Genomic DNA, 23,547 nt, shown 5'->3' with positions numbered 1-23,547 from the left:
AATTTATACTTCTTCACCGGCAAAAGTTGCTTTCATATAATCACGGCGCATCTCTGCAATGGCGGAGATGGAAATACCCTTTGGACAAACAGCTTCACACTCAGCATAGTTTGAGCAATCTCCAAAACCTTCCTCCTCCATCTGCTCTACCATAGCTACTGTTCGCTTCTTGCGCTCAGGTTCGCCTTGGGGCAAACGATTGAGGTGTGCCAGTTTCGCCCCTGTAAACAATGAAGCTGAAGAATTGGGGCACGCAGCAACGCAAGCTCCGCATCCGATACAGGTAGCATAATCAAAAGCTGTATCGGCTACAGACTTATCAACAGGAATGGAATTGGCATCCGGGGCAGATCCGGTTTTTACTGATACATATCCACCCGATTCGATAATGCGATCAAAAGCTGAACGATCCACTACCAAATCTTTAATAACGGGAAATGCTTTAGCGCGGAATGGTTCAACGGTGATGGTATCGCCGTCGCTGTAATTACGCATGTGCAACTGGCAAGAACAGGTCATTGCTTTAGGTCCGTGCGCCCGGCCGTTAATCATCAAATTACACGAACCGCAAATACCTTCGCGGCAGTCGTAATCAAATTCGATTGGCTCTTCTTCCCCTTTGGCAATGATCTGCTCATTTAACACATCGAGCATTTCCAAAAACGACATGTGAGAGTTGACATTATCAACCGTATAATCAACTAACTTGCCGGGTTTATTGGGCCCTGCTTGCCGCCAAACTTTCAAGTGAATCGTAAATGTATCAGCCATAATATCTTAATTTATCTATTAGTTGTCATTCCAAGGAGAGAAGCGTCGATAGATCTCAAAGTAGAATCTGTTCTAATTTTGAGATACTTCGCTCCGGTCAGGATGACTTCGTCACTTATAACTGCGTTGCTTTAGTTCTACAAAATCAAATTCAAGATCTTCTTTGTGGAGTTCTTCGTTAAGCTCACCGTTTACGCCCTGGAACTCCCAAGCCGCCACATACGAATATTCTTCATCGTTACGAAGTGCTTCTCCTTCTTCGGACTGATGCTCTTCGCGCAAGTGGCAACCCGCTGACTCATCGCGGTGAAGGGCATCTTTGGCCATCAGCTCACCGAGTTCAAGAAAGTCAGCCACGCGTCCTGCAAATTCTAAATATTTGTTGTAATTAGATTGTTCTCCAGGCACACGAACATTATTCCAAAATTCTTCGCGCAATTCCTGAATCTGTTTGATCGCTTCCTTAAGGCCTTCTTCGCTTCGTGAAATACCAACTTTGTCCCACATAATTTGCCCAAGCTCGCGGTGAAAGTCTACCACGCTACGGTCACCGTCCACTTCAAAAAGCTTATCAATTTGTCCCTGGGCATTTGCAGCTGCCTCATCAAAGGCTTCGTGATCTTTACTTACATCTCCAAAATCCTGTTGGGCAATATAGTTGCCAACTGTGTATGGAATAATAAAGTAGCCGTCCGAAAGCCCTTGCATGAGTGCACTGGCCCCTAATCGATTGGCTCCATGATCAGAAAAATTCGCTTCTCCGGCCACAAACAGTCCTGGAATATTACTCTGTAAGTTATAATCCACCCAAAGTCCGCCCATGGTGTAGTGTACAGCGGGAAAGATCCGCATCGGCTCTTCATAGGGATTATCACCAGTAATATTTTCGTACATCTCAAAGAGATTTCCATATTTCTCAGAGATCGTCTGGCGACCTTCGCGCTCAATAGCATCACGGAAATCCAGATATACTGCTCGTCCTGTCGGACCAACGCCCATACCTTCATCACAAACAATTTTGGCGTTTCGGGATGCCACATCACGCGGCACCAAGTTTCCAAAGGCAGGATACTTTTCTTCGAGATAATAGTACCGTTCATCTTCTGGGATGTCATTAGGATGACGGTCGTCATCTTTCTCTTCGGGTACCCAAACACGTCCGTCATTACGGAGACTCTCACTCATCAGCGTAAGCTTGGACTGATAATCTCCTGAAACAGGGATACATGTCGGATGAATCTGCACGTAACAGGGATTCGCAAACCCTGCACCCCGTTTATGACATCGCCATGCCGCCGTCACATTTGAATTTTTGGCATTGGTTGACAGATAAAACGCATTGCCGTATCCGCCACTGGCCAGTACTACCGCATCGGCCATCCAACGCTCAATTTCACCGGAGACTAAATCGCGCGTAACGATTCCCCGTGCTTTGCCATCAATGACCACCAGATCAAGCATTTCGTGCCGGGTATGCATCTCAATTTTATCTTTGTGTACCTGACGCATCATCGACTGATAGGCCCCCAATAACAGCTGTTGACCTGTTTGTCCTCGAGCATAAAATGTTCGTGAGACTTGCGCCCCACCAAACGAACGATTGGCCAACAAACCACCGTATTCACGGGCAAAAGGCACACCCTGCGCTACCGCCTGATCAATAATTTCATTAGAGATCTGCGCCAGCCGATAGGTATTAGATTCGCGAGAGCGATAATCACCGCCCTTAATCGTATCATAAAAAAGACGCCAAATGGTATCTCCATCATTGGGATAGTTTTTGGCTGCATTTATTCCACCCTGGGCAGCAATACTGTGGGCGCGTCTTGCTGAATCCTGGATACAAAAACTTTTTACGTTATACCCCAATTCAGCCAAGCTGGCGGCAGCAGACCCACCGGCCAAACCGGTACCCACAACAATAATATCGTGATTACGCTTGTTGTTGGGCGAAACCAGCTGAATGTCATTCAAATGTTTAGACCATTTATCTTCGAGTGGTCCGGAAGGAACTTTTGAGTCTAAGTTCATAATCTGATCAAGTTAAATTATAGAACGCTAATAACACTGATGACACAGATCCAATCCACTTAGTCTATTTGATCTGCGTACTGTATTTCTAAGCAATTAACATACCCTGTCCGCCGGTGAAGTAGATATAAAGCGGAATAAATAGAAAGCCAACGGCCATCAAAATGGCAAAAATAATACCTGCTGCATAAATAATACCTGACATTTTATTGTGCTTCATTGTCAGCGATGTGATGGCACTCCAAAATCCATGCCCCAAATGAAAACCAAGTAAAATCATCACAGCCGTATATCCGAATGCGTATAACGGTTGTGTAAAAGTCGCAATTACTAATGCCTTAAGGTCTCGCGCTTCGTGCCCGTTGAGCATAATAGTGTCGGTGGCACCAAACTTAAACGTGTCAATATGAATCACAATAAACACAAGGAGTACGATACCGGTAAATATCATTGATTTTGATGCCCATGTCTGATGACTGGGACCACCCTTACTGTTGTATACCTCATAGCTCTCGGGACGAGCTTTACGACGGTTCCACCAAATAGAAATTCCTATATAGGCATGCAACAGAAAGGCAATAACCAAGCCGGCTTCAAGTACATACAATATCCAGCCCAGACTTTCGAGCGCATAGGTATATTCGTTGAACGCCTGTGCATCCCCGAAAAGCGTAAGATTACCAATCAGATGAAATATGATAAAAAGAATCAGCCCCAATCCGGTAACAGCTGTCAAAATTTTACGACCGACCTGGGATTTTAATGCTCGTATAATTGAAGGCATTGTATAAAATAAATTTTTCCTAAGTATTTTGTACGCTGCAAAAAACACCAACGTGCGGAAGCTCGTTCCGAAGGGTGAAGATGTGGTGAAATACGTAAAAAGGCAAGGGTTGGTGATCGACTTTTCAATTTAAAATCTTATTCAGAAGTATTCTAAATTGTTATTTTGGCTTTCGACCTTATTACCGGTTAATTGACGATAGTTAAACGAATATGGTAGTTAATCTTTTGTATGAGATGGTTTTTAATCCTTAAGATAATATCATTCCTCCCTCTTGGAGAAGAGAAATTGAGGAAGATTGACCAACTACATGGTCATACCAACATTCTTATCTGCTAAATGCGTTTAATTTGTTAATCCTCTTCAAAACAAGAGATGTTGAAAACGGTAAAAACAACAACACATAGTAAATTCCGTGAAAAGGGATCAAAATTTTTGGGACACCTGTTTCCAACAGATTCCGAAAAAGCATTTGAGAAACGGCTGAAAAATATTCAGTCCCAATATCCCGATGCTACTCACCACTGTTACGGATGGCGGCTGTATCCCAATAACATCAAAGAGTTTGCACAAGATGACGGCGAACCCGGCGGTACGGCAGGTCTCCCGATCTTAAACCAGCTTAAATCTTTTGAAATGGTGAACTGTGGGTGCATCGTCGTTCGGTATTACGGTGGTACGAACCTCGGTACATCAGGGCTCATTAACGCTTATGGAAAGGCTGCAAAAAGATGTCTCAGTCAGGCATCATTACTACAGCTTGTACCTACAGCAAATTTCAAAATTAACTATCCGTATGATCAACAAACACACATTGAGCAACTTAAAAACCAATTTGATCTAAAAGAGATTGATGCCCAATACCTGGAAGAAATCACCCTTAAAATAGCTTGTAGATCGAAACAGGCCGATGATTTTCTGGCCGCTCTCAAGCAGCTTACCCACAAAGGAGTTGAGGTCGAGTCGTTGGGCCGTGGATTTATAATTATGCAATCCTAAATAGCAGTATTTTTATCTGAAAATCTATCCTGTACTCCGTACTTTAGGCTATCAAGTCGAGTTTCATTTTTTGAACTTACATAATCACTGAAGATTTACAGAAGTGCACGGATTATTCAGTCTCTGTGGCCTCTGATATTGCATCAAAAAAATAGAGCTATGAAAATTTATACAAAACGAGGAGATTCTGGAGACACCTCGCTTTTTGGTGGAGACCGTGTTTCCAAATCCTCAGAGCGTATCAAAGCGTATGGTACCGTCGATGAACTAAACTCTGTCGTGGGATTGGCTGCCAGCTATGAATTATCCGAAAGGGGTACAATCTTACTGCGCAGAATACAAGAACTGCTATTTACTTTAGGCGCTGACCTGGCTACCCCTCCCTCTTCAGATACACGTATTGATCGGATAGCACAAGAAGATATCGATTTTCTGGAAGAGGCTATTGATGAGCTGGAAGAGAATCTGGAAACTCTGAAAAACTTTATCCTTCCCGGCGGATCGCAGCCGGGTGCCACCCTTCACCTTGCACGTACTGTCTGCCGACGTGCTGAACGTGCGACTGTTGCATGCCATGAAACTGATGAGATATCAGATGAATGTATTAAGTTCTTAAATCGCCTTTCTGACTTTTTGTTTGTGATCGCTCGGCATGAAAACAAAGAAGCAGGCATTCGTGAAGAAACCTGGAAGCCAGAACGTAATGAGCAGTAACCAGTTAACCGTTAATAGTTTTTAAAACAAGAAATTAAACCTCATGTCATGCTAATTTTATTTTAGCAATCTGTAATCCATAGATCCTGATCTCGAAAATTCGGGGCAGGATGACATTAAATATTTACCAACATGTCATTAATGATTTCTGTCTCCGGTATCCGGGGCATTTTTGGAACTGATTTAACGCCCGAAAACCTTAGTCAATTTACAGCTGGGTTTGGCAGCTGGACGGGCACGGGCAAAGTAATCGTTGGGCGTGACACACGCGTAACAGGGCAAATTTGCGAGGATATTGTAGTAGCTACACTGCAATCTGTAGGCTGCGATGTAGTAAAGGTCGGCGTTGCCCCTACCCCTACTGTGGCTATGGCCGTTCACAAACACGATGCTGATGGCGCAATTATCATTTCAGCCAGCCATAATCCTGAAAACTGGAATGCGCTTAAATTGCTTAACAGCAAAAGCGAATTTTTGGATGCTGAACAGGGACAGAAAGTAATTACTACCAGTAAAGAACAGACATATTCTTACAAAAAATTTGACGAAATTGGCTCAGTTAAAACTGATGAAGATGCGCTGGACTATCACGTTCAAAAAATATTAGAACTGCCTTATATTGATCGTGATTTGATTGCATCAAAAGACTTTTCGGTAGCGATTGATCCTGTTAATGGTACCGGTACTATTGGAATTCCTGCTATCTTCGAAGCCCTGGGCGTGGAAAATATTCATTCCATCAATGATGAACCCAATGGACTTTTTGCTCACAATCCCGAACCCCTTCCCGAATATCTGGAAGATATTTGCAACCTTGTTAAAGAGCATAGCTGTGATATAGGCGTTGTCACCGACCCCGATGCGGATCGACTGGCACTGGTTACCAACAAAGGCAATCTGTTTGGTGAAGAATATACCCAGGCTACCGCTTTCGACTTTTTATTAGGTAAAAAATCAGGACCCTGCGCTACCAATTTGTCCTCATCACGGGTGGCCGAAGATGTAGCCCAAAAGCATGGGCAGCAGTGCTACCGATCCTCAGTAGGCGAAATTAATGTCGTTAAAAAAATGCAGGAAGTGGATGCTGTAATTGGCGGCGAAGGAAACGGTGGCGTCATCAATCCGGACCTGCACTATGGTCGCGATTCAATGGTGGGAATAGCTATGGTTCTACAGTTGCTTGCAGAACGCGATATCACCTCCGAAGAATATCGCAATACTCTGCCGGATTACGAGATGCGCAAGGATAAAATACAACTCTCTGATGTCGATGGGGATGCCATCCTGAAAAAGACTGAGTCGATATATACAGAATATAATCCTGACACCACTGATGGGGTAAAAGTCGATTTTGAGGATGGATGGGTACACCTGCGAAAATCAAATACTGAACCCATCATCCGCGTCTATTCAGAAGGCACCTCAGCCCAAAAAGCAAAAGAGCTGGCAGACCGGGTGGTGGCAGCCGTTCGGTAAAAAAGGATTATGAAACCTAACCATATATTGTGATTCTGTCCGAATCATTCTAGATCAGAGTCTAACTATACACCTACTAACATTTATATCCGAATCCTGACGAAATACTGAGACAAGCTTAGTACATAGCTCAGAACAAAAAGGGAGTTTTATTAAGCACTCCAAGAAATTTTATCACCCAGCATACTTTGTTATCTTTGGCATCACTTTTTAATCTTTATACGAGCATTCTTTTATGATTCGATCGATGACCGGCTTTGGACGTGGCGAAGCTTCTACTGGAGGTATTGCTGTTACTGCAGAGGTCAAAACAGTAAATAGCCGATATCTGAACATTTCTTTCCGTACCCCTAAGTACTTGCAAGACAAAGAACTTGAACTCAAAGAGCTACTGCAAAAGCATATTGAACGTGGTAAGGTTACGCTGTCGATTAATGTTGACAAATCTGATATGGGTATTCCCGAGGTAACTTTTAATGAAAATCTGGTACAGGGATATCGTTCGATGCTCGACAGCCTGCGGGAAACAGCTGATATTGAAGAACCGATCCGGCTGGAAACATTGCTGGAATTTAGCGATATCTTCGAGTCCCGTGAGCAAGATGAGGAAATGACCGAACAAATTTGGTCGCTCACTCAACAGGCCGTCAAGTCTGCCACAGAAGGTTTAGTTTCAATGCGCAAACAAGAAGGTGGACAGCTATATGAAGATTTGAGTAGCCGCATTGATCACATTGACAAGATGCTAGCTACTATACAGGATAAAGTAGATGGTCGATCAGCTGAAATTAAAAAAGACTTGCAGACCCGTATTAATGAGTTGATTGAGAGTGACAAGATTGATGATGATCGCCTGGAAATGGAAGTCGCTGTACTGGTGGACAAAATGGATATCACAGAAGAGATCGTACGTACTCGCTCACATATCAAATTTTTCATCGAGACACTAAATGATGAAGAGTCTACCGGACGAAGGCTCAAATTTTTGAGCCAAGAAATCAATCGGGAAATTAATACTATAGGCTCCAAAGCCAACGACTCTGAGATTTCCCGGTATGTAGTACAGGCCAAAGAAAGTTTAGAACAAATCAAAGAACAAATTCAAAACGTTGAGTAATAACCCCACCGGCAAGGTAATTGTGATTGTAGCACCCAGCGGGGCAGGCAAGACAACGCTGGCTCAGCGACTCCTTAACGATTTTTCGGATATTAAATTCTCCGTTTCCGCCACTACACGCCCCCCTCGAGAAGATGAAATACATGGAGAAGACTACTATTTTTTGAGTGATGAAGAATTCGATCAAAAAATAAAAAATGATGAGTTTTTAGAGTGGGAGTCTTACAGTGGCAACCGCTATGGCACCCTCCAATCTGAAGTTGATAAACTGGTGGAAACTGGGTATTTTCCGTTGCTTGACATTGAAGTACGCGGTGCACTCAATGTGGCACAGATGTACAACAGCAATGCTGTTTCCATCTTCATAGAACCGCCCTCGATGGATGTACTTGCACAACGATTATCCGGCCGGGGCAGTGAAACAGATGATTCACTCACAAAACGATTAAAACGCGCCGAAAAAGAGATGCAATATGCTGATCGTTTTGACCATATTGTAATTAATGACGATCTGGATACAGCGTATAGTAAAATTGCATCAATCGTAGAACCTTACATCACTGAAAAAAGCTGATTATATGCCTATTAAAACGCTCGATATTGAAAAACTAAATAAGGATACTGGTAATCAATACGAATTGATTAGCATCATGGCAAAGCGGGCCCGGCAGATTGCGGCCAACGAAAAGTTAGAGCTGGATGAAAAGCTCAAATATTTTGAAGGCTTTGACGACGACGATGATTTCACCTTCAACGAGGAGCAGGAGAATATTTCAAAGGAATTTGAGAAGCTTCCCCACGCTACTCAACGTTCTATTGATGAAATGCGACGCGGCGAAGTGTACTTCCGCTATCCTGAAACTGAAGAATAATTTATGTTATCCGGCAAACGGATAATTCTCGGTGTTACCGGTGGAATAGCAGCTTATAAGGCTGCTATTCTTTTACGTGCCTTCCAAAAATCCGGCGCCGATGTACGCGTAACAATGACACCTAGTGCCACTCAATTTGTGGGCGTTGAAACATTCTCCGCCCTCTCTAAACATGACGTTGCTGTTAACATCTTTCCGGAGAATCGTCCCACAAGCGAATCATGGACCCAACACATTAGCTGGGGCGAATGGGCTGACCTTTTTGTCATAGCTCCCTGTACGGCAAATACTCTGGCAAAAATTGCTCACGGGATTTCTGACAATATGCTCACTGCTACCGTGCTGGCTGCGCGCTGCCCCTTACTTCTTTGTCCTACTATGGACGGTGAAATGTATCAATCCCCGGCCGTGCAACAGAACTTGAAAGAAGTACAACGTCACGAAAATCACTTGTTGGAACCCACGGAGGGTTATTTAGCCAGCGGATTAGAAGGAAAAGGGAGACTGCCGGAAACAGATGACATCCTGCAAAAAAGTAACAGCATAATAAGTAAATCACGTACTAATGGCCCATTGGCAGGTAAAAAAGTATTGGTAACTGCCGGACCTACCCGTGAACATATCGACCCGGTGCGCTTTATCTCCAACCCCAGCTCGGGCAAAATGGGAACAGCTATGGCAGAGGCCGCGTTACAGATGGGGGCTGACGTCACTCTTATTCACGGCCCTGTAAATATCCCTCTTCCGGAAGGCATCGACACTGTAGAAATTGAATCAGCGGAAGAGCTGTTCAAGCAAGTAAAAGACCACGCAGATGCTGATGTCGTTATCATGGCAGCTGCTGTTTCAGACTTCCGTCCTGCCAGTTATAATAGTCAAAAGACAAAAAAAGAGGACGCAGAATTTTCTCTTGGCCTTACTCAAACAACTGACATTCTGGGATGGCTGGGGCGACAAGATCTCCCAGGCCAAATACGGATTGGCTTTGCAATGGAAACAGAAAATCTGCTAGAGAATGCTAAGACCAAACTAAACCATAAAAATGCTGACTGGATTGTTGCTAACTCTCTCAACGGCGATCAGTCAGGCTTTGAATCTGATAAAAATACCGTACATCTACTGGGAACTGAAACGGAACAAACATTTTCTGGTACTAAACAGGACGTTGGCCGCGAAGTCTTGGAGAAAATTTTTAATTCTCAATAACATCAGTGTGTCGGTTGCTCCCCTTTCTTTTAGCTTTTGTGAAACTGATCTCAAACCAAGCGCCTTTGTTATTATCTTCATAACGAAGATTACCTTTCAGCTGATTTGTTAATTTACTTATCACGTTCATTCCAACAGTAGATTGATCTTCAACTGAAAAATTATCCGGAAGTCCGACTCCATTATCCTGTATTTCAACAGATATCAATTTCCCGGTTTTCTGCAGCTCAATTTCAATCACTCCGCTTTCTTCGTTAAAGGCATGTGCATAACAGTTGGCCACTACTTCGTTAATAATGATAGTTAGCGGTACAGCCTGGTTAATATCCAGCGTCACATTTTCCTTAGTTGTTTCAATGTCAATATTTTTACTCTCTTCACTCCTGCTTTTTTTAATCTTGTTAACCAAGTTATCAATGATCTTTCCGAATAATATTTCTCCAAAATTTTTCGATTCATAAAGCATCTCATGTACCAACGCCATCGATTGTATGCGAAGATAGCTGTTTTCCAGTTCCGCTTGTGTCTGTTCATTATCAACTTGTAAGGCCTGCAGCTGCAAAAATCCGGATATAACTGCTAAATTATTTTTTACTCGATGATGCACTTCGCTAAGCAAAACTTGTTTTTCGTCAAGTGATTTTTGCAGCTTCCGCTGGTTCTGTTTTTGCTCAGTAATATCCACATAGATCCCAAATCCACCAATCGCTTCTCCATCTACGTAAACGGGAACGGTGCCAAACAACAGATCACGCTCCTCATCATCTTTTGTAAAACGGGTAACTTCCTTGTACAGCTTATCTTCAGCAAGATTCCGCTCAGATAAATCGGCCGATATTTCATCCTGTTGGGGAACAATAGCCTCATTAAGGTCTTTACCCACCAGCTCTTCTTCGGTAAACCCAAACAGGCGTTCAAAACTATCATTTACCATAGTTACCTTGTTATGACGGTCAACTTTGGCAATAGCCGCCGGAGTATTAAAGAACAGGTTTTTGAATAATTGTTCGCTTTTTTTGAGTTCTCTTTGGGCCTTTTTTTGTTCTGTTAAATCCCGAATAATAGCCTGTATATAAACACCTTCGGCCAACTCCAGCCTGTTTAAACTAACCTCTACATTGATAGGCGTACCATCTTTTTGATGATGTTTCCACTCAAACACCTGTGGCGTGCCGTCAAGAGCATTCTGTATTTTTCGGTCTGCTTTTTGAGATGATTTTTGTCCGTCAGGTTGATGTTCGGGAGAAAAGTCAAGAGGCGTATGACCTATAATTTCTTTTTTGGTATTACAACCATAGATTTCTAAAACCTGCTGATTACATTCAACAAACTCTTTGTCCTTTATTAGGAAAATGCCGTCATTCGCATTTTTAAACAGTCGATGATATCGTTCTTCCGTCTTTTTGCGATTAGTAATATCCTCCATCAGTGTCAGTATCGATACAATATCATCATTTTCATCACGTAGCGCCGAGGCATGGATCCGCAAATCAACAAGCGTGCCATCACGGTGGTACATTTTACATTCAAAATTGGTTCTATCTCCTCTGCCGGATATCAGATACCTCATACTTTGTTCAACTAGCAACTGATCACGACCCGAAAATAAAAATCCTTCAGGGTTATTATCTTCTACAAAATCTTTTGGAAAACCTGTTATTTCTTCAGCCCGCTTTGACCATTCCTGAATTTTAAAATTCACATCCCATTTGACCAAAGCCAGCGGGCTTTCCTCCACAAGATGATTCAACTCCTGAAAAGCTTGTTCGGCCTTTTCTTCTGCCCGTATCCGATCTGTAATATCGTGTACAACAACTAACCGAGCTTTCTTGTCCTCAAATGTATATGCATCAGAGGTTATATCAACATAGAATATTTCACCTTCTTTTGAGATATGACGAATAGATTTGGTCTTACTGGATTCTTTATTATCTAGTATCTGCAATACCTCCTCAATTTTTTGATACTCATCCTGTGGATGGATATCAAAAATCGTTAATTCTGCAACTTCATCTTTTGTGTACCCATACTTCTGAGAAAAGGCATCATTGGCCGTCAGTATCTGATAAGAATCAGCTTGATAAATAAGAACCGGATTAGGATTCAGATCAAATAAAAATCGATCCATAGTTGTTGAATAGTTTTAACAACAAATTACGATACAACCAACATGTTTTTCAATTTATATATTTAAAACTAAAACTCCCATTTATACGTCCGGTGGGTCTTATAATGATGGCACCCCAAGGCTTCAAGGCTACGCTGCATCAGCCAGTTCTTTTCGCTAACCCAACCGCCTTCAAGATATTCCAGTGATGGCACAGCCTCTCGGGTATGCTGGATACCGCGGGTAAAAGTAAGGGCCTCAAGTCCCATTTTTCTATACTTGGGACGAGTGCCATACACAAGCGTTCGTAATCGCGTAGCGCGCCGCTTAAACCAAAAAAGTTTGGGATAGTGCCACCATCGCAATTCTCCATTGGTTTCTTCAGATACCTCATTGAGATCTGGCACGCAAACGATAAACGACGCCGGTTCTCCATTAACAAATGCTATGATCACACTCTCAGGTATTATCACCGGCTTTAATTTATCAACCATCTCCTCAATCGTATCACTAGTTAGTTCAGTAAACTCCCCCTCTCGCTCGGTAATTTCCTGATTACTCCAGGCCTCATTATAAATCTGGCGGATATATTCCCCATCCCGATAAATATTTTTTAAATCAATGGAACGCCATTCCACCGAATCTTTATTTTCAATACGATTTGTGATGCACTGCATACGATCGGGAACGGGCATATCAAAACGGCGCTTATAACTCCAGTGGTCATCAAGCTTCTCGGCGCCGGTCTGCTCAAGCAGTGTTTTATAGTAAGGAGCGTGATAGAGCATCCCATAAACGGGCGGATCATCATAATTTTCAACCAGCAGGCCCCAATATGTATCATTTTCACCAAAATTTATCGGTCCCCGCATAGCATTATATCCCCGTTGGCGATGCCAGTCTTTTGCAAAATCGATAATAGCCTGTGCCAACTCAGTATCATCTTCCATTTCAATAAAACCGATACCTCCCATCACAGGATCAAGTACATTATCGCGCTCGGGTGTATTCATTACGGCAAAACGCCCCACTGTTTGGCCAGACTTTTTCACAACAAAACGTTCACATTCTCCCTTTTGAAAAAAAGCGTTTTCCTCTTCATCAAATATGTTTTCGATCTCAAATCGAAATGGTGGTATCCAGGTTGAGTCATTCTCATAAATTCGAAACGGCAGTTCATGAAATTCATCAACCAGTTGCGGAGATGTTACGGCTTCAAAATTATATGACATTATTGAGGTAACCAGCTAATTTAGCGATGCAGTAACATCGATAGTTTCATTGAAATTATGATAGATTTAAAGTCACAGATCAACTATTATAACACGGCTTAAAGGTCAACGCAATATCTATATCTGAATTGAAGGAACAAAAGAAAAAACTGATCGTAGCGGCACTGTTATTGCTATCGTGCCTTATTTGCGGATATCTCCTTATATCAGCCGATTATAGAGCCTACCGGCTTAAACAGATCTCTACGGCCGATTCGCTAATCCAAAACGTAATATCAGATTTTGATATCGGCGAACAGCAAATTAATATTTCATCAACCCGCGTCGATTCGAATTTTAAGCGAAAGACCTATCGGGTGGGCGTTCCCTATCAGTTTTCTAAAACACAATTCCATGCTGAGCTTAATAACCTGTTTTATGCCTACGGCGTCCAAACCCCAACAACCGTTGATTTTCCTCAAGAAGATTTCACTATCCAGCTACTATATAATGATACGGTTATACGCACAATTTTACTGCAAACAGATCCAAAATTGGCAGCAGCAAATAAAAAACAAATCAGCCTGCTTATCACTTTCGACGGGATACCCAGTACAACAATATTAAACCAGTTAAAACAACTCGGTGAGCCAATCCCTATCGTATTGAAAATCACCAATCCTATGCAAGCCAACCAGATGAGGGAAGAAATAGCTTCCAATTATGACCATATAATTTACCGGCTCTACAACGATCAGGGAACAGATCTTTTAAAAACCAATCAACGAAAAGCAGTTACCAAACTTACTCAACTGCAAGAAATCTTGCCTAATGCCACAATGCTTTTTTATTCACGTGCCGATCAACAAAAAAAGCAGCAGACAAAACAGCTTCTTACTCAGTCTAACATCACTTTTGTGGACGCTACGGATGCACTCATGCTGCATGAACGGATGGGCAAAACTTCTTTTGTACAAAGCCTGGAACAATTACAACTTAAAGAGTCTGCGTCGATGGCTGTTATCAATGGAACCCGAGAAACCATCGACTGGTTAAACCAACAGATACCGAGGCTTAAAAAAGCCGGTATCACAATAACAGCACCTCCTCAAGAAAATAATTAGGCATGATAGAACAACTTAATGCTGATAAATGGCTTAAAAGATTTGAACTTGATGAATTTCCGGAACCGGAAGTCATTACACTTCAGCATCCGATATTACTCTGTCACGGCTATGGTGCCATTGCTACGCTGGTAAAACCCTCTCCGCTTTATGATGTTTCCATGCTGCTGCGCTCGCACAATGTACTGGCTTTTGCGCCCAATATTGTACCCTATGCCAAGATAGAAACCCGAGCTGAAAGCTGGGTACAGGTGATCGAAAATCTAGCTGAAAAATCCACCACCGGCAAGATTAATATTATAGCACACAGTATGGGCGGGCTTGACATCCGCTATGCCCTTTCCAAACTCGGCATCGCCGAGCATGTGGCCTCTTTTACCACTGTCAGTACTCCGCACCGGGGCACAAGTCTGGCAGAATTGACGCTTAAAACGCCCAACGCTATTCGGGATAAAATGGCTGATTTTCTTGACTGGATGGGCGACCGCATCTACCCCAAAATAAAAAGCGATTCGGTAGGATCGGCAGAACAGTTAACCCGTCAGTATGCCAGCGAAGTTTTCAATCCCGAGATCAAAGATGTACCCGGAATCCCTTATTACTCATATTCTTCGGCGGTAGGCAAAGGAACCCAAAATCCTATACGAGTAATTGCCCGCTATCAAAACAAGCATATATTTGAAGAAGAAGGCCCCAACGACGGCATGGTATCTGTCAAAAGTGCAAAGTGGGGTGAACATATCAAAACCTGTGGTCTTTCGCACCTGGAACAGCTGGATATGCGGTTAAAAGATGATCGAAAACCGATCTACAAAAAGTTTTGGGTAGATATAGCTAAAACACTCCAAAAGAAAGGACATTGAAATTTTACGGTAGAAAAGTACGCTTATAACTTAATATCCTTACTTTCTTTAAGCAGCGAATAGGCCGTCATATCATACTGAATGGGCGTAAGCGAAGCATAACCTTTTTCCAGGGCATTTACATCAAGGTCATCTCCCTCATCAAGCAGCTCAAGCTTACCGGTTAACCAGTAGTACGAACGATCGTTGGGATCAACGCGGCCTTCAAACTCTTCAACATACCGACTATTAGCCTGCCGTGTCCATTTGATGTCTGTCAACGGACCCGGCGGTACGTTTAGATTAAGCGTAATCCCCTTGGGCAGACCTTCGGTAAGCACAAAATTTATAACCCTTCGTGCAGCTTCTTTTGCCCCGCTAAGATCAGCATCTTCATCAAAATCAGTACAGCTTACGGCAATCGATGGATATCCCAGAATGGTGCCTTCTGTTGCTGCACTAACCGTGCCAGAATACAAAATATTTACACCTGCATTACTGCCATGATTAATTCCACTTACCACCAAATCAGGCTTTTGATCCATCAGCTGATCGTGCCCTAGTTTTACTGAATCTGCTGGAGTGCCGGTTACTGCCTGTCCACTAAACTGACCATCAATTTGAAAAGAGCGTGATCGCAATGGCGTATCAACTGTAACAGCATGACCAACGGCACTTTGTTGTCGGTCGGGCGCAATAATTTCTACCTCTCCGAACTCATCTGCCACTCCAGAAAGGGCTCGTATTCCTGGAGAGAAAATTCCGTCATCATTACAAACAAGTATTTTTGGATCGTCTTTGGAATCACTCATATTGCTCATCTTTATTAGGAAAATCTCCAGTTTTAACATCCGAGATGTATTGCTGAACAGCTTCTGTCATCGTACTGTCCATATCGGCATAGCGGCGTAAAAATCGCGGTTTGAACTCTTTGTTAAGCCCCAACATATCATGCGTTACCAGCACCTGCCCATCACACTCAGCACCAGCTCCAATCCCAATAGTGGGAATACTAAGTTCTGATGTTACTTTCGCTGCCAATGGTGCAGGAATCTTCTCTAACACCAGCGAAAAACAGCCAGCCTGTTCCAGCGCTTTAGCGTCCTCAAGAAGCTGTTGCGCCTCCGATTCCTCTTTTGCTCGAACTTGATAGGTTCCAAATTGATAAATGCTTTGGGGCGTTAATCCAAGGTGTCCCATAACCGGTATGCCGGCCTCTACAATTTTGGCAACCGTATCCACAACCGGCTTTCCGCCCTCCATCTTGATTCCATGAGCACCCGCTTCTTTCATCATGCGACCGGCATTGGTGAGTGCTTCGTTAGCCGTTACCTGAAAGCTCATAAATGGTAAGTCAGCTATGACTAATGCCCGTTCTGCTCCACGTACCACACATGAGGTATGATAAATCATTTGTTCCATGGTCATGGGCACCGTCGTCTCATGCCCGGCCATAACATTACCGGCCGAATCCCCTACCAGCAACACATCAATACCTGCCCGATCTACAATTCGTGCCATAGTGTAGTCATAGGCCGTGAGCATGCTGATCTTTTCATTATCTCCCTTCATGTCCACGACCGTCTGGGTCGTCACTTTTTTGGGTTTTTCGGATGTATCTTGTGTACTCATTTATTCTTCATTTGGAACTATAGCCGCTGAGGCTTCCAGCTCACATACTACATTATCTTCTACCTTGGCCTCTCCTTCCATAGTTATAAAGTTACGACGTTGATTAACAAGTTCAACTTCCATTACAAGTTGATCACCGGGTACAACCGACTTTCGAAATTTTGCTCTATTAATGCCGGAAAAAACAATTAACGAATTTTCGGGATCATCAATATGTGAATGCATAAGCATCAAGCAGCCACTTTGAGCCATTGCCTCTACTTGCAATACGCCGGGCATCATGGGGCGACCCGGAAAGTGTCCGTTAAAAAACTCTTCGTTGACGCTCACATTCTTTATCGAAAGTATACGTTCCTCTTCAACCTCTAACACGCGATCTACTAACAAAAACGGATAGCGGTGAGGTATTAATTGTTTTATTTCTTCAATCTTGAGTTGGTCCATGTGCTTGTGTATCTGTTTTCAAAAAGATATTAATATAGCAGAATTATTTTACGGTACCTACATAAATATAGGCAATGCCGGCGGTAAGTTTTTCTGCATCGTGAGAGCTAAAAACAGCGGCCTCTTCCATAAGCGAAACAAACTTTTCACCGGCGGGAAATTCAGCACTCGTACGTGGCAAATAGGTATATGCTTCGCGATTACCACTTATCCATCCGCCGATAGCGGGCATAATATGCTGGCTGTATAATTCATAAGGATACTTCATCAGCCCTTTGGGCTGTCCAAACTCCAACACTACCACCCTACCACCTGTTTTTACAACCCGAGCCATCTCACGTAGCGCCCGAATCGGGTCATCTACATTACGGATACCAAAAGCGATGCTTGCAATATTAAAACAATCGTCGTCATACGGCAGATTCATGGCATCAGCCACTTCAAAATCAACATCTAAATTCCGCTGGGATGCTTTGGCTGGAGCATGTTCAATCATCTCTTTACAAAAATCTGTACCAAGAACTCTACCATCAGCACCCACTTGCTCTTTGAATTCCAGCGCCAAATCGCCGGTACCGGTAGCACAATCAAGCACGACATCCCCTTTGCGAGCGCCGCTCAATTCTACTGTTTTAGAACGCCACAGGTGATGCACTCCGAATGAAAGAATGGAGTTAACCCGATCGTAATCATCGGCGATATCAGCAAACATACGCCGTACTTTCTCACTCATAACTATATCTATATTGTTCAATTTTCTGTATCTATACCCCATTCTGCAAATGGTCGGTATAGTTTAAATATATGGGTTCAAACCTGTCCCCATCCCACTGTAGATGATAAAGTGCCCCATTGGTGTGAGGCACGCGGTGCATCCCCTGCAAACCATACTGCAACCAGTGCGAAAGTATAATACGAATCAGCCGACCGTGCAGTACAAATAGTAAATTTGTACCGCTATGCTGATTGACAATTTTCTTCATCTTACTATCAGCTCGCTCCAAAACTATCCTCGGACTTTCACCTTCTTGGCAAGCATAATCCACATTACCGGACCGCCATTTCTCATGGAGTTCCTGCAACTGCGATTCAACCTCGGAGGCCGGACGTCCTTCGAACACGCCAAAATCCATCTCATCTAAATCGGCATGCGATTCTAGTTCTATCTCATGTTGCTCTGCAATCAACTGAGCCGTTTCTTTCGATCGTTTTAGACTGCTGCTAAAAATGCGGTGCAAACCGATACCATCAAGATGATCTGCAATAGCACGTGCTTGCCGACGACCAGTATCATTAAGAGAAATGTCAATGCCCCGTCCCTGCATTTGGTCACAACGATTGTACTCTGTTTGACCGTGACGTGCTAAATAAATATTTGAGATGCTCACTGTTAATCCTTTTTAGCTTTCCTGCTCGTTGCCAGTTCTACAAATTTTTGTTCCATATTCTGTACTCCCTCTGGGGATTTGTCATAGTGCATAGCATACTTTGTTAGAACCATCTTAAAGACTCGGTCATTTAATGAAAGTTCATCAGAGCTACCTTCATCTATCTTATCCCAAAGCATTTTCAGGAGTCCTAATTTCATTAGAAAAAAGAACACCAGTCCTACTCCCGCAGCCATATATTGTCCATCCATTCCAAGAAAGCTGATGACAACCAGCGAAGTTACCAGCAGATATCCATCGGTGTTCATCAACTTTAAAAGCTTACCAAGATAAATAGTTACAAAAGCACTTTTAGACCGATACCAGAAAAAATGAAAAGCTATAGCCACTGTTACAGCTAAAATAGGATGTATAAAAATAAGAAGCCCAAGCAATATAGTGAGTGCTAAACTATCGGCACTGCGTACCCAGGCAATGGCTTCTTCGACCAGTAAATCCAGAGAGCGCTCATCAAGCAAGCCCGGCACAAACTCTTCAATTTGATCGGAAGTGGTATGAAACCAGTCTCCGGTTCGGGTAACAATACCCAATTGGGTTTCTAAAAAGACAGCATCAGATCGAGATCGGTTGTTTTTCATAGCTCATAAAATATCCTTCTTTTAGCAAAAAATGAATTTTTACAGTCGCACCGTTATGCTTGGGCTATTGTCAATATAATAATACTTTCCGCTTCTGATTTTAACAGGGTCTGAGCCAGCTCAAATGTTGTAGCTCCGGTCGTAAAAACATCATCTACAATAACAACAATCTTGCCGGCAAAGGCTGATTTGTTTTTGACGGTAAAAGCATCGCTAATATTTTGTAGTCGTTTTTCGAGAGAGAAACCCGTTTGTGTGCGTGTATTTTTGGTTCGCACTACATCTTTAATGTTACAAATATTGAGCTCAGAAAAAACTGATCCGAATCCTTTTGCAATTTCAAAGGCTTGGTTAAATCCACGATACCTAAATTTGAGATAGTGCAAAGGGACGGGCAAAATAACTGCATTTTTCTGCTGTAGTGCCTCATTTATATGGGGATGATTTTGTACCCGCTCCCCCAGCTTGCGTCCCAAATCAACGCCAATAGTGGTAAGCCGATCGTATTTAAGCTGATGCAGCAAATGCTGCAAATCTCCTCCTTTGTCAAATGCCCATAATGCATGCTGAAATAAAACTTCTTCTGGTAGCAAGGTATCACTCGAAGCTTGCTCATTATTGGGATTTGCATCCTCAAAACGGTCCTCAAGACAAAATGAACAAATCTGTCGCTGAGCCTGTGTATTTTCTCGTCCACAACACACGCAAACATTGGGAAAAGCTAGCTGGGACAAGTTTTGTGATATTTTTTGGAAAAAATTAAGCATACTTTATAAAGTAAGATCACTTAGCGGGGAAAACCTTACAACTGATTTACTCAAAAAATTTTTGGCAACCGCTATATTTGTTTAGATTAACAGCAGGATTTTATCTTAAATTAGCCATTTTTTATGGAGTCACTTGGAAATGACTTAGCACGCATACGAAAAGAAAAAGAACTTAGCCTGGACGATATTAACAAGGCTACCAAAATTCCTCTGCATATTCTGCGATCTATCGAGGATGATTCTATTTTTTCTGATCTACAGGAAAGTCCAACCTATATTCGCAGTTATATCCGGAGTTACGCCAAAGCACTGTCGATTGATGAGCAAAAGATTATTTATGCGCTCGATAAAAAAGAAAAGGGACAGTATAGCGGATCTCTACAAAAAATACTCGACGATAGTTACGATCAAAAGGAGAAATCGACCTTTGAGCTTGATGAAGATAATTCTGATTCTTCTGTTGAATCGACCGACAATGCCGAAGAGCAAATGATTCATGATCACTCACCAGAGTTTAAATCCGATAGCAATGACTCCTCAGATTCTGAAAGTGATCATCCAGAATCCGAAGAAGAAGTCCCCACTGTTCAAACGGTAGATTGGGCCGACATGGGTCGTCAGTTCCAGCCACTGGAATCCACAAAATCGAAAGTTTGGATTTTCATTATAGGCATTATAATTGTCGTTGGAGCAGTCATTTATTTCTTCTTTTTTAATAATCGCTTTACAACTTCTGAGGATACACCTTCAACAGCTCAAACTGAAATTACAACCGACAATACTGACGAACCCGCTGACTCTCTGCAACTTAACGTTATGCCTTCCACACCCGCCGATTCGGTTACGGCAATAAACGATACTTCTAAAGTTCCCAATCCGGTACAAAACACTACGCTTAGCGAATTGCCGGATACATTACATATAGTACTCTATGCTGCTTATGGTAAGCTCGAGCCGGTGCGTGTTTTTACTGATGTTATGGATGATATTAATCCCTATTGGCTTGAGCAGGGAGAAGCATATAAATTTAACTTTATAGATGAAATTCAAATCCGCGGGCAGTACAGCCGAATGGAACTGTTACTAAATGGACATCCCATTGAAAATTTACGTGAGCAGTTTTATAATCCCGACACTCGTCTTTTAGAAATTAACCGCTCGTATTTTGTCGGTGATTCCACATGGCTGAAAGCTGCACCCGATTCACTGCCGATTGATGCCCCTCCCCCTTCTGTTATTAAAGATCGGCCAACGTTTAACTAATCAATTGATTTACCTTTTTGTTTGACGATGGATAAAAAACAGGCTCAACAGCGCGTTCATGAACTGCGTAACCTCCTTAAAAAAGCAAATAAAGCATATTATCAAGATGCCCAACCATTTATATCCGATAAGGAATTTGATGCATACCTTGATGAGCTAGAACATCTGGAAGACAAGTTTAACCTTTCTAAACCGGATTCACCTACCCAACGTGTAGGCGGTCAGCCCAGCAGTGATTTTGAAACAGTGGAACATCCCACTGATTTGCTAAGCCTGGACAATACCTACAACGAAGAGGAACTTAACGACTTTAACCGCCGCGTTCAGGAAGGATTGGGACATACCAATTTCTCCTACCTGGTTGAGCTAAAGTTTGATGGAGCAGCACTCCGACTACGATACGAAGACGGCAAATTGGTGCTCGGCGCCACGCGCGGCGACGGTGCCCGCGGCGACGATATTACTCGAAATGTAAAGACCATCAGGGATATTCCTCTCCATCTAAGTGGCGATTATCCGCCGGTAGCAGAAATACGAGGAGAAGCATACATGGAGCAGGAAGCTTTCCAACGCCTTAATGAGCACCGGCAACAGCAAGACCTCAATGCCTTTGCCAACCCGCGTAATTCTACAGCCGGATCCCTCAAAATGCAGGATCCGCGGGAAGTTTCTCGGCGCCCTATTCGTTTTTTTAGTTTTGACCTGCTGACCGAAAGCAACAAATCTATGACACAACTTAAAAAGATGGAGCTGTTGTCAGAGTTTGGGTTGCCAGTATGTAAACACTTTCAAAAATGTACCAACATTGAGCAGGTACATGATCTAATTGATGAATGGAAAACACTGCGAGATAATCTCCCTTACAAAACCGATGGAGTAGTTATCAAGGTAAACGAAGACAAGTTTCGTGATTCGCTGGGGGCCACTTCCAAAGCACCGCGCTGGGCTATCGCTTTTAAGTTTGAAGCGGAACAAGCCACTACCGTAATTGAAAATATACGCCTACAAGTTGGGCGTCTGGGCAAAATTACACCCGTAGCTGATCTCAAAGCTATAGAACTTGCCGGTACCACTGTTAAACATGCATCACTACATAACGAAGATGAAATTCACCGGAAGGATATCCGGGTCGGTGATCGCGTCATTATTGAGAAGGCCGGCGATATTATTCCACAGGTTGTTGAAGTGGTCAATCCTGACAGGGACAATAGATCATCAAAATTTGCGATGCCACAAAATTGTCCCGCCTGCGGCGAAAAACTAACCAGATTGGGTGAAGATGTGGACTGGCGGTGCATCAATCCCGAATGCCCGCCTCAAATTCGTCAGCGTATTGAACATTTTGCCTCTCGCGATGCTCTTGACATTGAAGGTTTGGGAAAAGCTGTTGTCGATCAGCTTGTAACACAAGGACTTATTAGAACCTACGCTGATCTTTACGAGCTTGAAAAAGAGCAATTGCTCCCTCTAGATCGTATGGCCGAAAAAAGTGCCCAAAACTTGCTCGATGCTATTGAAAGTAGCAAACAGCAACCGTTGGACCGAGTTATCTATGGGCTGGGTATTCGTTTCGTGGGCAAAACGGTAGCACGCGACCTTGCCAATGGATTGCAACACATGGATGCACTTATGACCGCTGATATAGAAACGATTACAAACATTGAATCAATAGGTCCTAAAATAGCAACATCCGTAGTTGAGTTTTTTGAACAGGATCACAACAAACAAATAGTTAATAAACTACGTGCACAAGGACTTAGCTTTGAAGTAGAGCAACAGAAACAAGCCTCACAAAAACTGGAAGGCAAAACGTTTGTATTAACCGGTAGCCTACCCTCCCTCACTCGCAAAGAGGCTACTGAAATCATTGAAAAACACGGTGGCAAAGTTACTTCGTCAGTTAGCGGTAATACCGATTATCTACTAGCCGGTGATTCTCCGGGTAGCAAATTAGACAAGGCTAAGGAACTTGGAATTGATCCTATTGATCAGGATGATTTTAAAAACCTGACCGATGAAACATTTTAATTTTCTACCTATGACTCGGAGTACAATAAATTCTCGGCTGTGATTTCTTAAAAGCTATTTTGAATAGTGAGTTGTAGCCAACAAGATTGTTTGGTAATATAACTTCCGGTTGGTATCATTTTATGATCGGGGA

23 protein-coding genes are annotated in these 23,547 nt (G+C 42.8%); 11 read left to right on the top strand and 12 right to left on the bottom strand.

Going from position 1 to position 23,547, the window contains the following annotated elements; genetic code table 11:
- Positions 1-3 precede the first annotated feature (3 nt).
- From LX73_RS10205 to LX73_RS10195, 3 genes are all read right to left on the bottom strand, one after another.
- Positions 4-771, bottom strand: a complete 768-nt coding sequence (locus LX73_RS10205) for a succinate dehydrogenase/fumarate reductase iron-sulfur subunit (protein WP_148899402.1) — start codon at positions 769-771, stop codon at positions 4-6.
- Positions 772-882: 111 nt separating this feature from the next.
- Complete coding sequence (locus LX73_RS10200; RefSeq protein ID WP_148899401.1) at positions 883-2,802, bottom strand: fumarate reductase/succinate dehydrogenase flavoprotein subunit; 1,920 nt, start codon at positions 2,800-2,802, stop codon at positions 883-885.
- Positions 2,803-2,890: 88 nt separating this feature from the next.
- A complete protein-coding gene (locus tag LX73_RS10195) occupies positions 2,891-3,586 on the bottom strand; it encodes a succinate dehydrogenase cytochrome b subunit (RefSeq protein ID WP_148899400.1) in 696 nt (231 codons plus the stop codon).
- A gap of 375 nt (positions 3,587-3,961) precedes the next feature.
- On the opposite strand from LX73_RS10195, the gene LX73_RS10190 reads away from it, so the two are divergent.
- From LX73_RS10190 to coaBC, 7 genes are all read left to right on the top strand, one after another.
- Complete coding sequence (locus LX73_RS10190) at positions 3,962-4,585, top strand: IMPACT family protein (protein ID WP_148899399.1); 624 nt, start codon at positions 3,962-3,964, stop codon at positions 4,583-4,585.
- Between the two features lie 159 nt (positions 4,586-4,744).
- Positions 4,745-5,299, top strand: a complete 555-nt coding sequence (locus LX73_RS10185; RefSeq protein ID WP_148899398.1) for a cob(I)yrinic acid a,c-diamide adenosyltransferase — start codon at positions 4,745-4,747, stop codon at positions 5,297-5,299.
- 132 nt (positions 5,300-5,431) lie between these two features.
- Complete coding sequence (gene glmM / locus LX73_RS10180; protein ID WP_148899397.1) at positions 5,432-6,775, top strand: phosphoglucosamine mutase; 1,344 nt, start codon at positions 5,432-5,434, stop codon at positions 6,773-6,775.
- Positions 6,776-7,010: 235 nt separating this feature from the next.
- The gene (locus LX73_RS10175) at positions 7,011-7,892 is read left to right on the top strand and encodes a YicC/YloC family endoribonuclease (RefSeq protein ID WP_246138228.1); all 882 of its coding nucleotides are present in this window, start codon (positions 7,011-7,013) and stop codon (positions 7,890-7,892) included.
- Positions 7,885-8,466, top strand: coding sequence for a guanylate kinase (gene gmk / locus LX73_RS10170; protein WP_148899396.1), 582 nt, complete (start codon positions 7,885-7,887; stop codon positions 8,464-8,466). Before LX73_RS10175 ends, gmk begins: the two co-directional genes overlap by 8 nt.
- A 4-nt stretch (positions 8,467-8,470) precedes the next feature.
- Positions 8,471-8,764: a DNA-directed RNA polymerase subunit omega gene (locus LX73_RS10165; RefSeq protein ID WP_148899395.1), complete on the top strand. Its 294-nt coding sequence runs from the start codon at positions 8,471-8,473 to the stop codon at positions 8,762-8,764.
- A gap of 3 nt (positions 8,765-8,767) precedes the next feature.
- A complete protein-coding gene (coaBC, locus tag LX73_RS10160; RefSeq protein WP_148899394.1) occupies positions 8,768-9,970 on the top strand; it encodes a bifunctional phosphopantothenoylcysteine decarboxylase/phosphopantothenate--cysteine ligase CoaBC in 1,203 nt (400 codons plus the stop codon).
- Here the strand turns inward: coaBC and LX73_RS10155 are convergent.
- Positions 9,957-12,098 carry a PAS domain S-box protein gene (locus LX73_RS10155; RefSeq protein WP_148899393.1) on the bottom strand — a complete coding sequence of 714 codons (2,142 nt, stop codon included), beginning with the start codon at positions 12,096-12,098 and terminating at the stop codon, positions 9,957-9,959. The two genes, coaBC and LX73_RS10155, sit on opposite strands and share 14 nt — an antisense overlap.
- Before the next feature lie 68 nt (positions 12,099-12,166).
- Positions 12,167-13,309 carry a hypothetical protein gene (locus LX73_RS10150; protein WP_148899392.1) on the bottom strand — a complete coding sequence of 381 codons (1,143 nt, stop codon included), beginning with the start codon at positions 13,307-13,309 and terminating at the stop codon, positions 12,167-12,169.
- Between the two features lie 128 nt (positions 13,310-13,437).
- Here LX73_RS10150 and LX73_RS10145 point away from each other — a divergent pair, with 128 nt between their 5' ends.
- Positions 13,438-14,412 carry a hypothetical protein gene (locus LX73_RS10145; RefSeq protein ID WP_148899391.1) on the top strand — a complete coding sequence of 325 codons (975 nt, stop codon included), beginning with the start codon at positions 13,438-13,440 and terminating at the stop codon, positions 14,410-14,412.
- 2 nt (positions 14,413-14,414) lie between these two features.
- Entirely contained in the window at positions 14,415-15,275 is an 861-nt protein-coding gene (locus LX73_RS10140; RefSeq protein WP_148899390.1) for an esterase/lipase family protein, read from the top strand.
- Positions 15,276-15,298: 23 nt separating this feature from the next.
- On the opposite strand, the gene surE is transcribed toward LX73_RS10140, so the two are convergent.
- The 7 genes from surE to LX73_RS10105 are packed head-to-tail and all read right to left on the bottom strand — an operon-like array spanning position 15,299 to position 20,090.
- Entirely contained in the window at positions 15,299-16,066 is a 768-nt protein-coding gene (surE, locus tag LX73_RS10135; protein WP_148899389.1) for a 5'/3'-nucleotidase SurE, read from the bottom strand.
- Positions 16,059-16,886: a 3-methyl-2-oxobutanoate hydroxymethyltransferase gene (gene panB / locus LX73_RS10130; RefSeq protein ID WP_148899388.1), complete on the bottom strand. Its 828-nt coding sequence runs from the start codon at positions 16,884-16,886 to the stop codon at positions 16,059-16,061. The genes surE and panB overlap by 8 nt, the downstream gene beginning before the upstream one ends.
- Complete coding sequence (fabZ, locus tag LX73_RS10125) at positions 16,887-17,342, bottom strand: 3-hydroxyacyl-ACP dehydratase FabZ (protein ID WP_425461090.1); 456 nt, start codon at positions 17,340-17,342, stop codon at positions 16,887-16,889.
- 31 nt (positions 17,343-17,373) lie between these two features.
- Positions 17,374-18,063, bottom strand: a complete 690-nt coding sequence (gene ubiE, locus LX73_RS10120) for a bifunctional demethylmenaquinone methyltransferase/2-methoxy-6-polyprenyl-1,4-benzoquinol methylase UbiE (RefSeq protein ID WP_148899386.1) — start codon at positions 18,061-18,063, stop codon at positions 17,374-17,376.
- A 31-nt stretch (positions 18,064-18,094) separates the two neighbouring features.
- Positions 18,095-18,718 carry a histidine phosphatase family protein gene (locus LX73_RS10115; protein ID WP_148899385.1) on the bottom strand — a complete coding sequence of 208 codons (624 nt, stop codon included), beginning with the start codon at positions 18,716-18,718 and terminating at the stop codon, positions 18,095-18,097.
- A gap of 2 nt (positions 18,719-18,720) precedes the next feature.
- Complete coding sequence (locus tag LX73_RS10110; protein WP_148899384.1) at positions 18,721-19,356, bottom strand: hypothetical protein; 636 nt, start codon at positions 19,354-19,356, stop codon at positions 18,721-18,723.
- A 53-nt stretch (positions 19,357-19,409) separates the two neighbouring features.
- The gene (locus tag LX73_RS10105; protein ID WP_246138227.1) at positions 19,410-20,090 is read right to left on the bottom strand and encodes a ComF family protein; all 681 of its coding nucleotides are present in this window, start codon (positions 20,088-20,090) and stop codon (positions 19,410-19,412) included.
- Positions 20,091-20,246: 156 nt separating this feature from the next.
- Here LX73_RS10105 and LX73_RS10100 point away from each other — a divergent pair, with 156 nt between their 5' ends.
- Both LX73_RS10100 and ligA read left to right on the top strand, forming a co-directional pair.
- A complete protein-coding gene (locus tag LX73_RS10100; protein WP_148899382.1) occupies positions 20,247-21,386 on the top strand; it encodes a helix-turn-helix domain-containing protein in 1,140 nt (379 codons plus the stop codon).
- Positions 21,387-21,413: 27 nt separating this feature from the next.
- Positions 21,414-23,414, top strand: a complete 2,001-nt coding sequence (gene ligA / locus LX73_RS10095; protein WP_148899381.1) for an NAD-dependent DNA ligase LigA — start codon at positions 21,414-21,416, stop codon at positions 23,412-23,414.
- Positions 23,415-23,547: the final 133 nt, after the last annotated feature.

Source organism: Fodinibius salinus, from assembly GCF_008124865.1.
Lineage (GTDB): Bacteria > Bacteroidota > Rhodothermia > Balneolales > Balneolaceae > Fodinibius > Fodinibius salinus.
The sequence above is the reverse complement of the archived record's forward strand: the minus strand, read 5'-3'. Positions and strand labels throughout refer to the sequence as shown.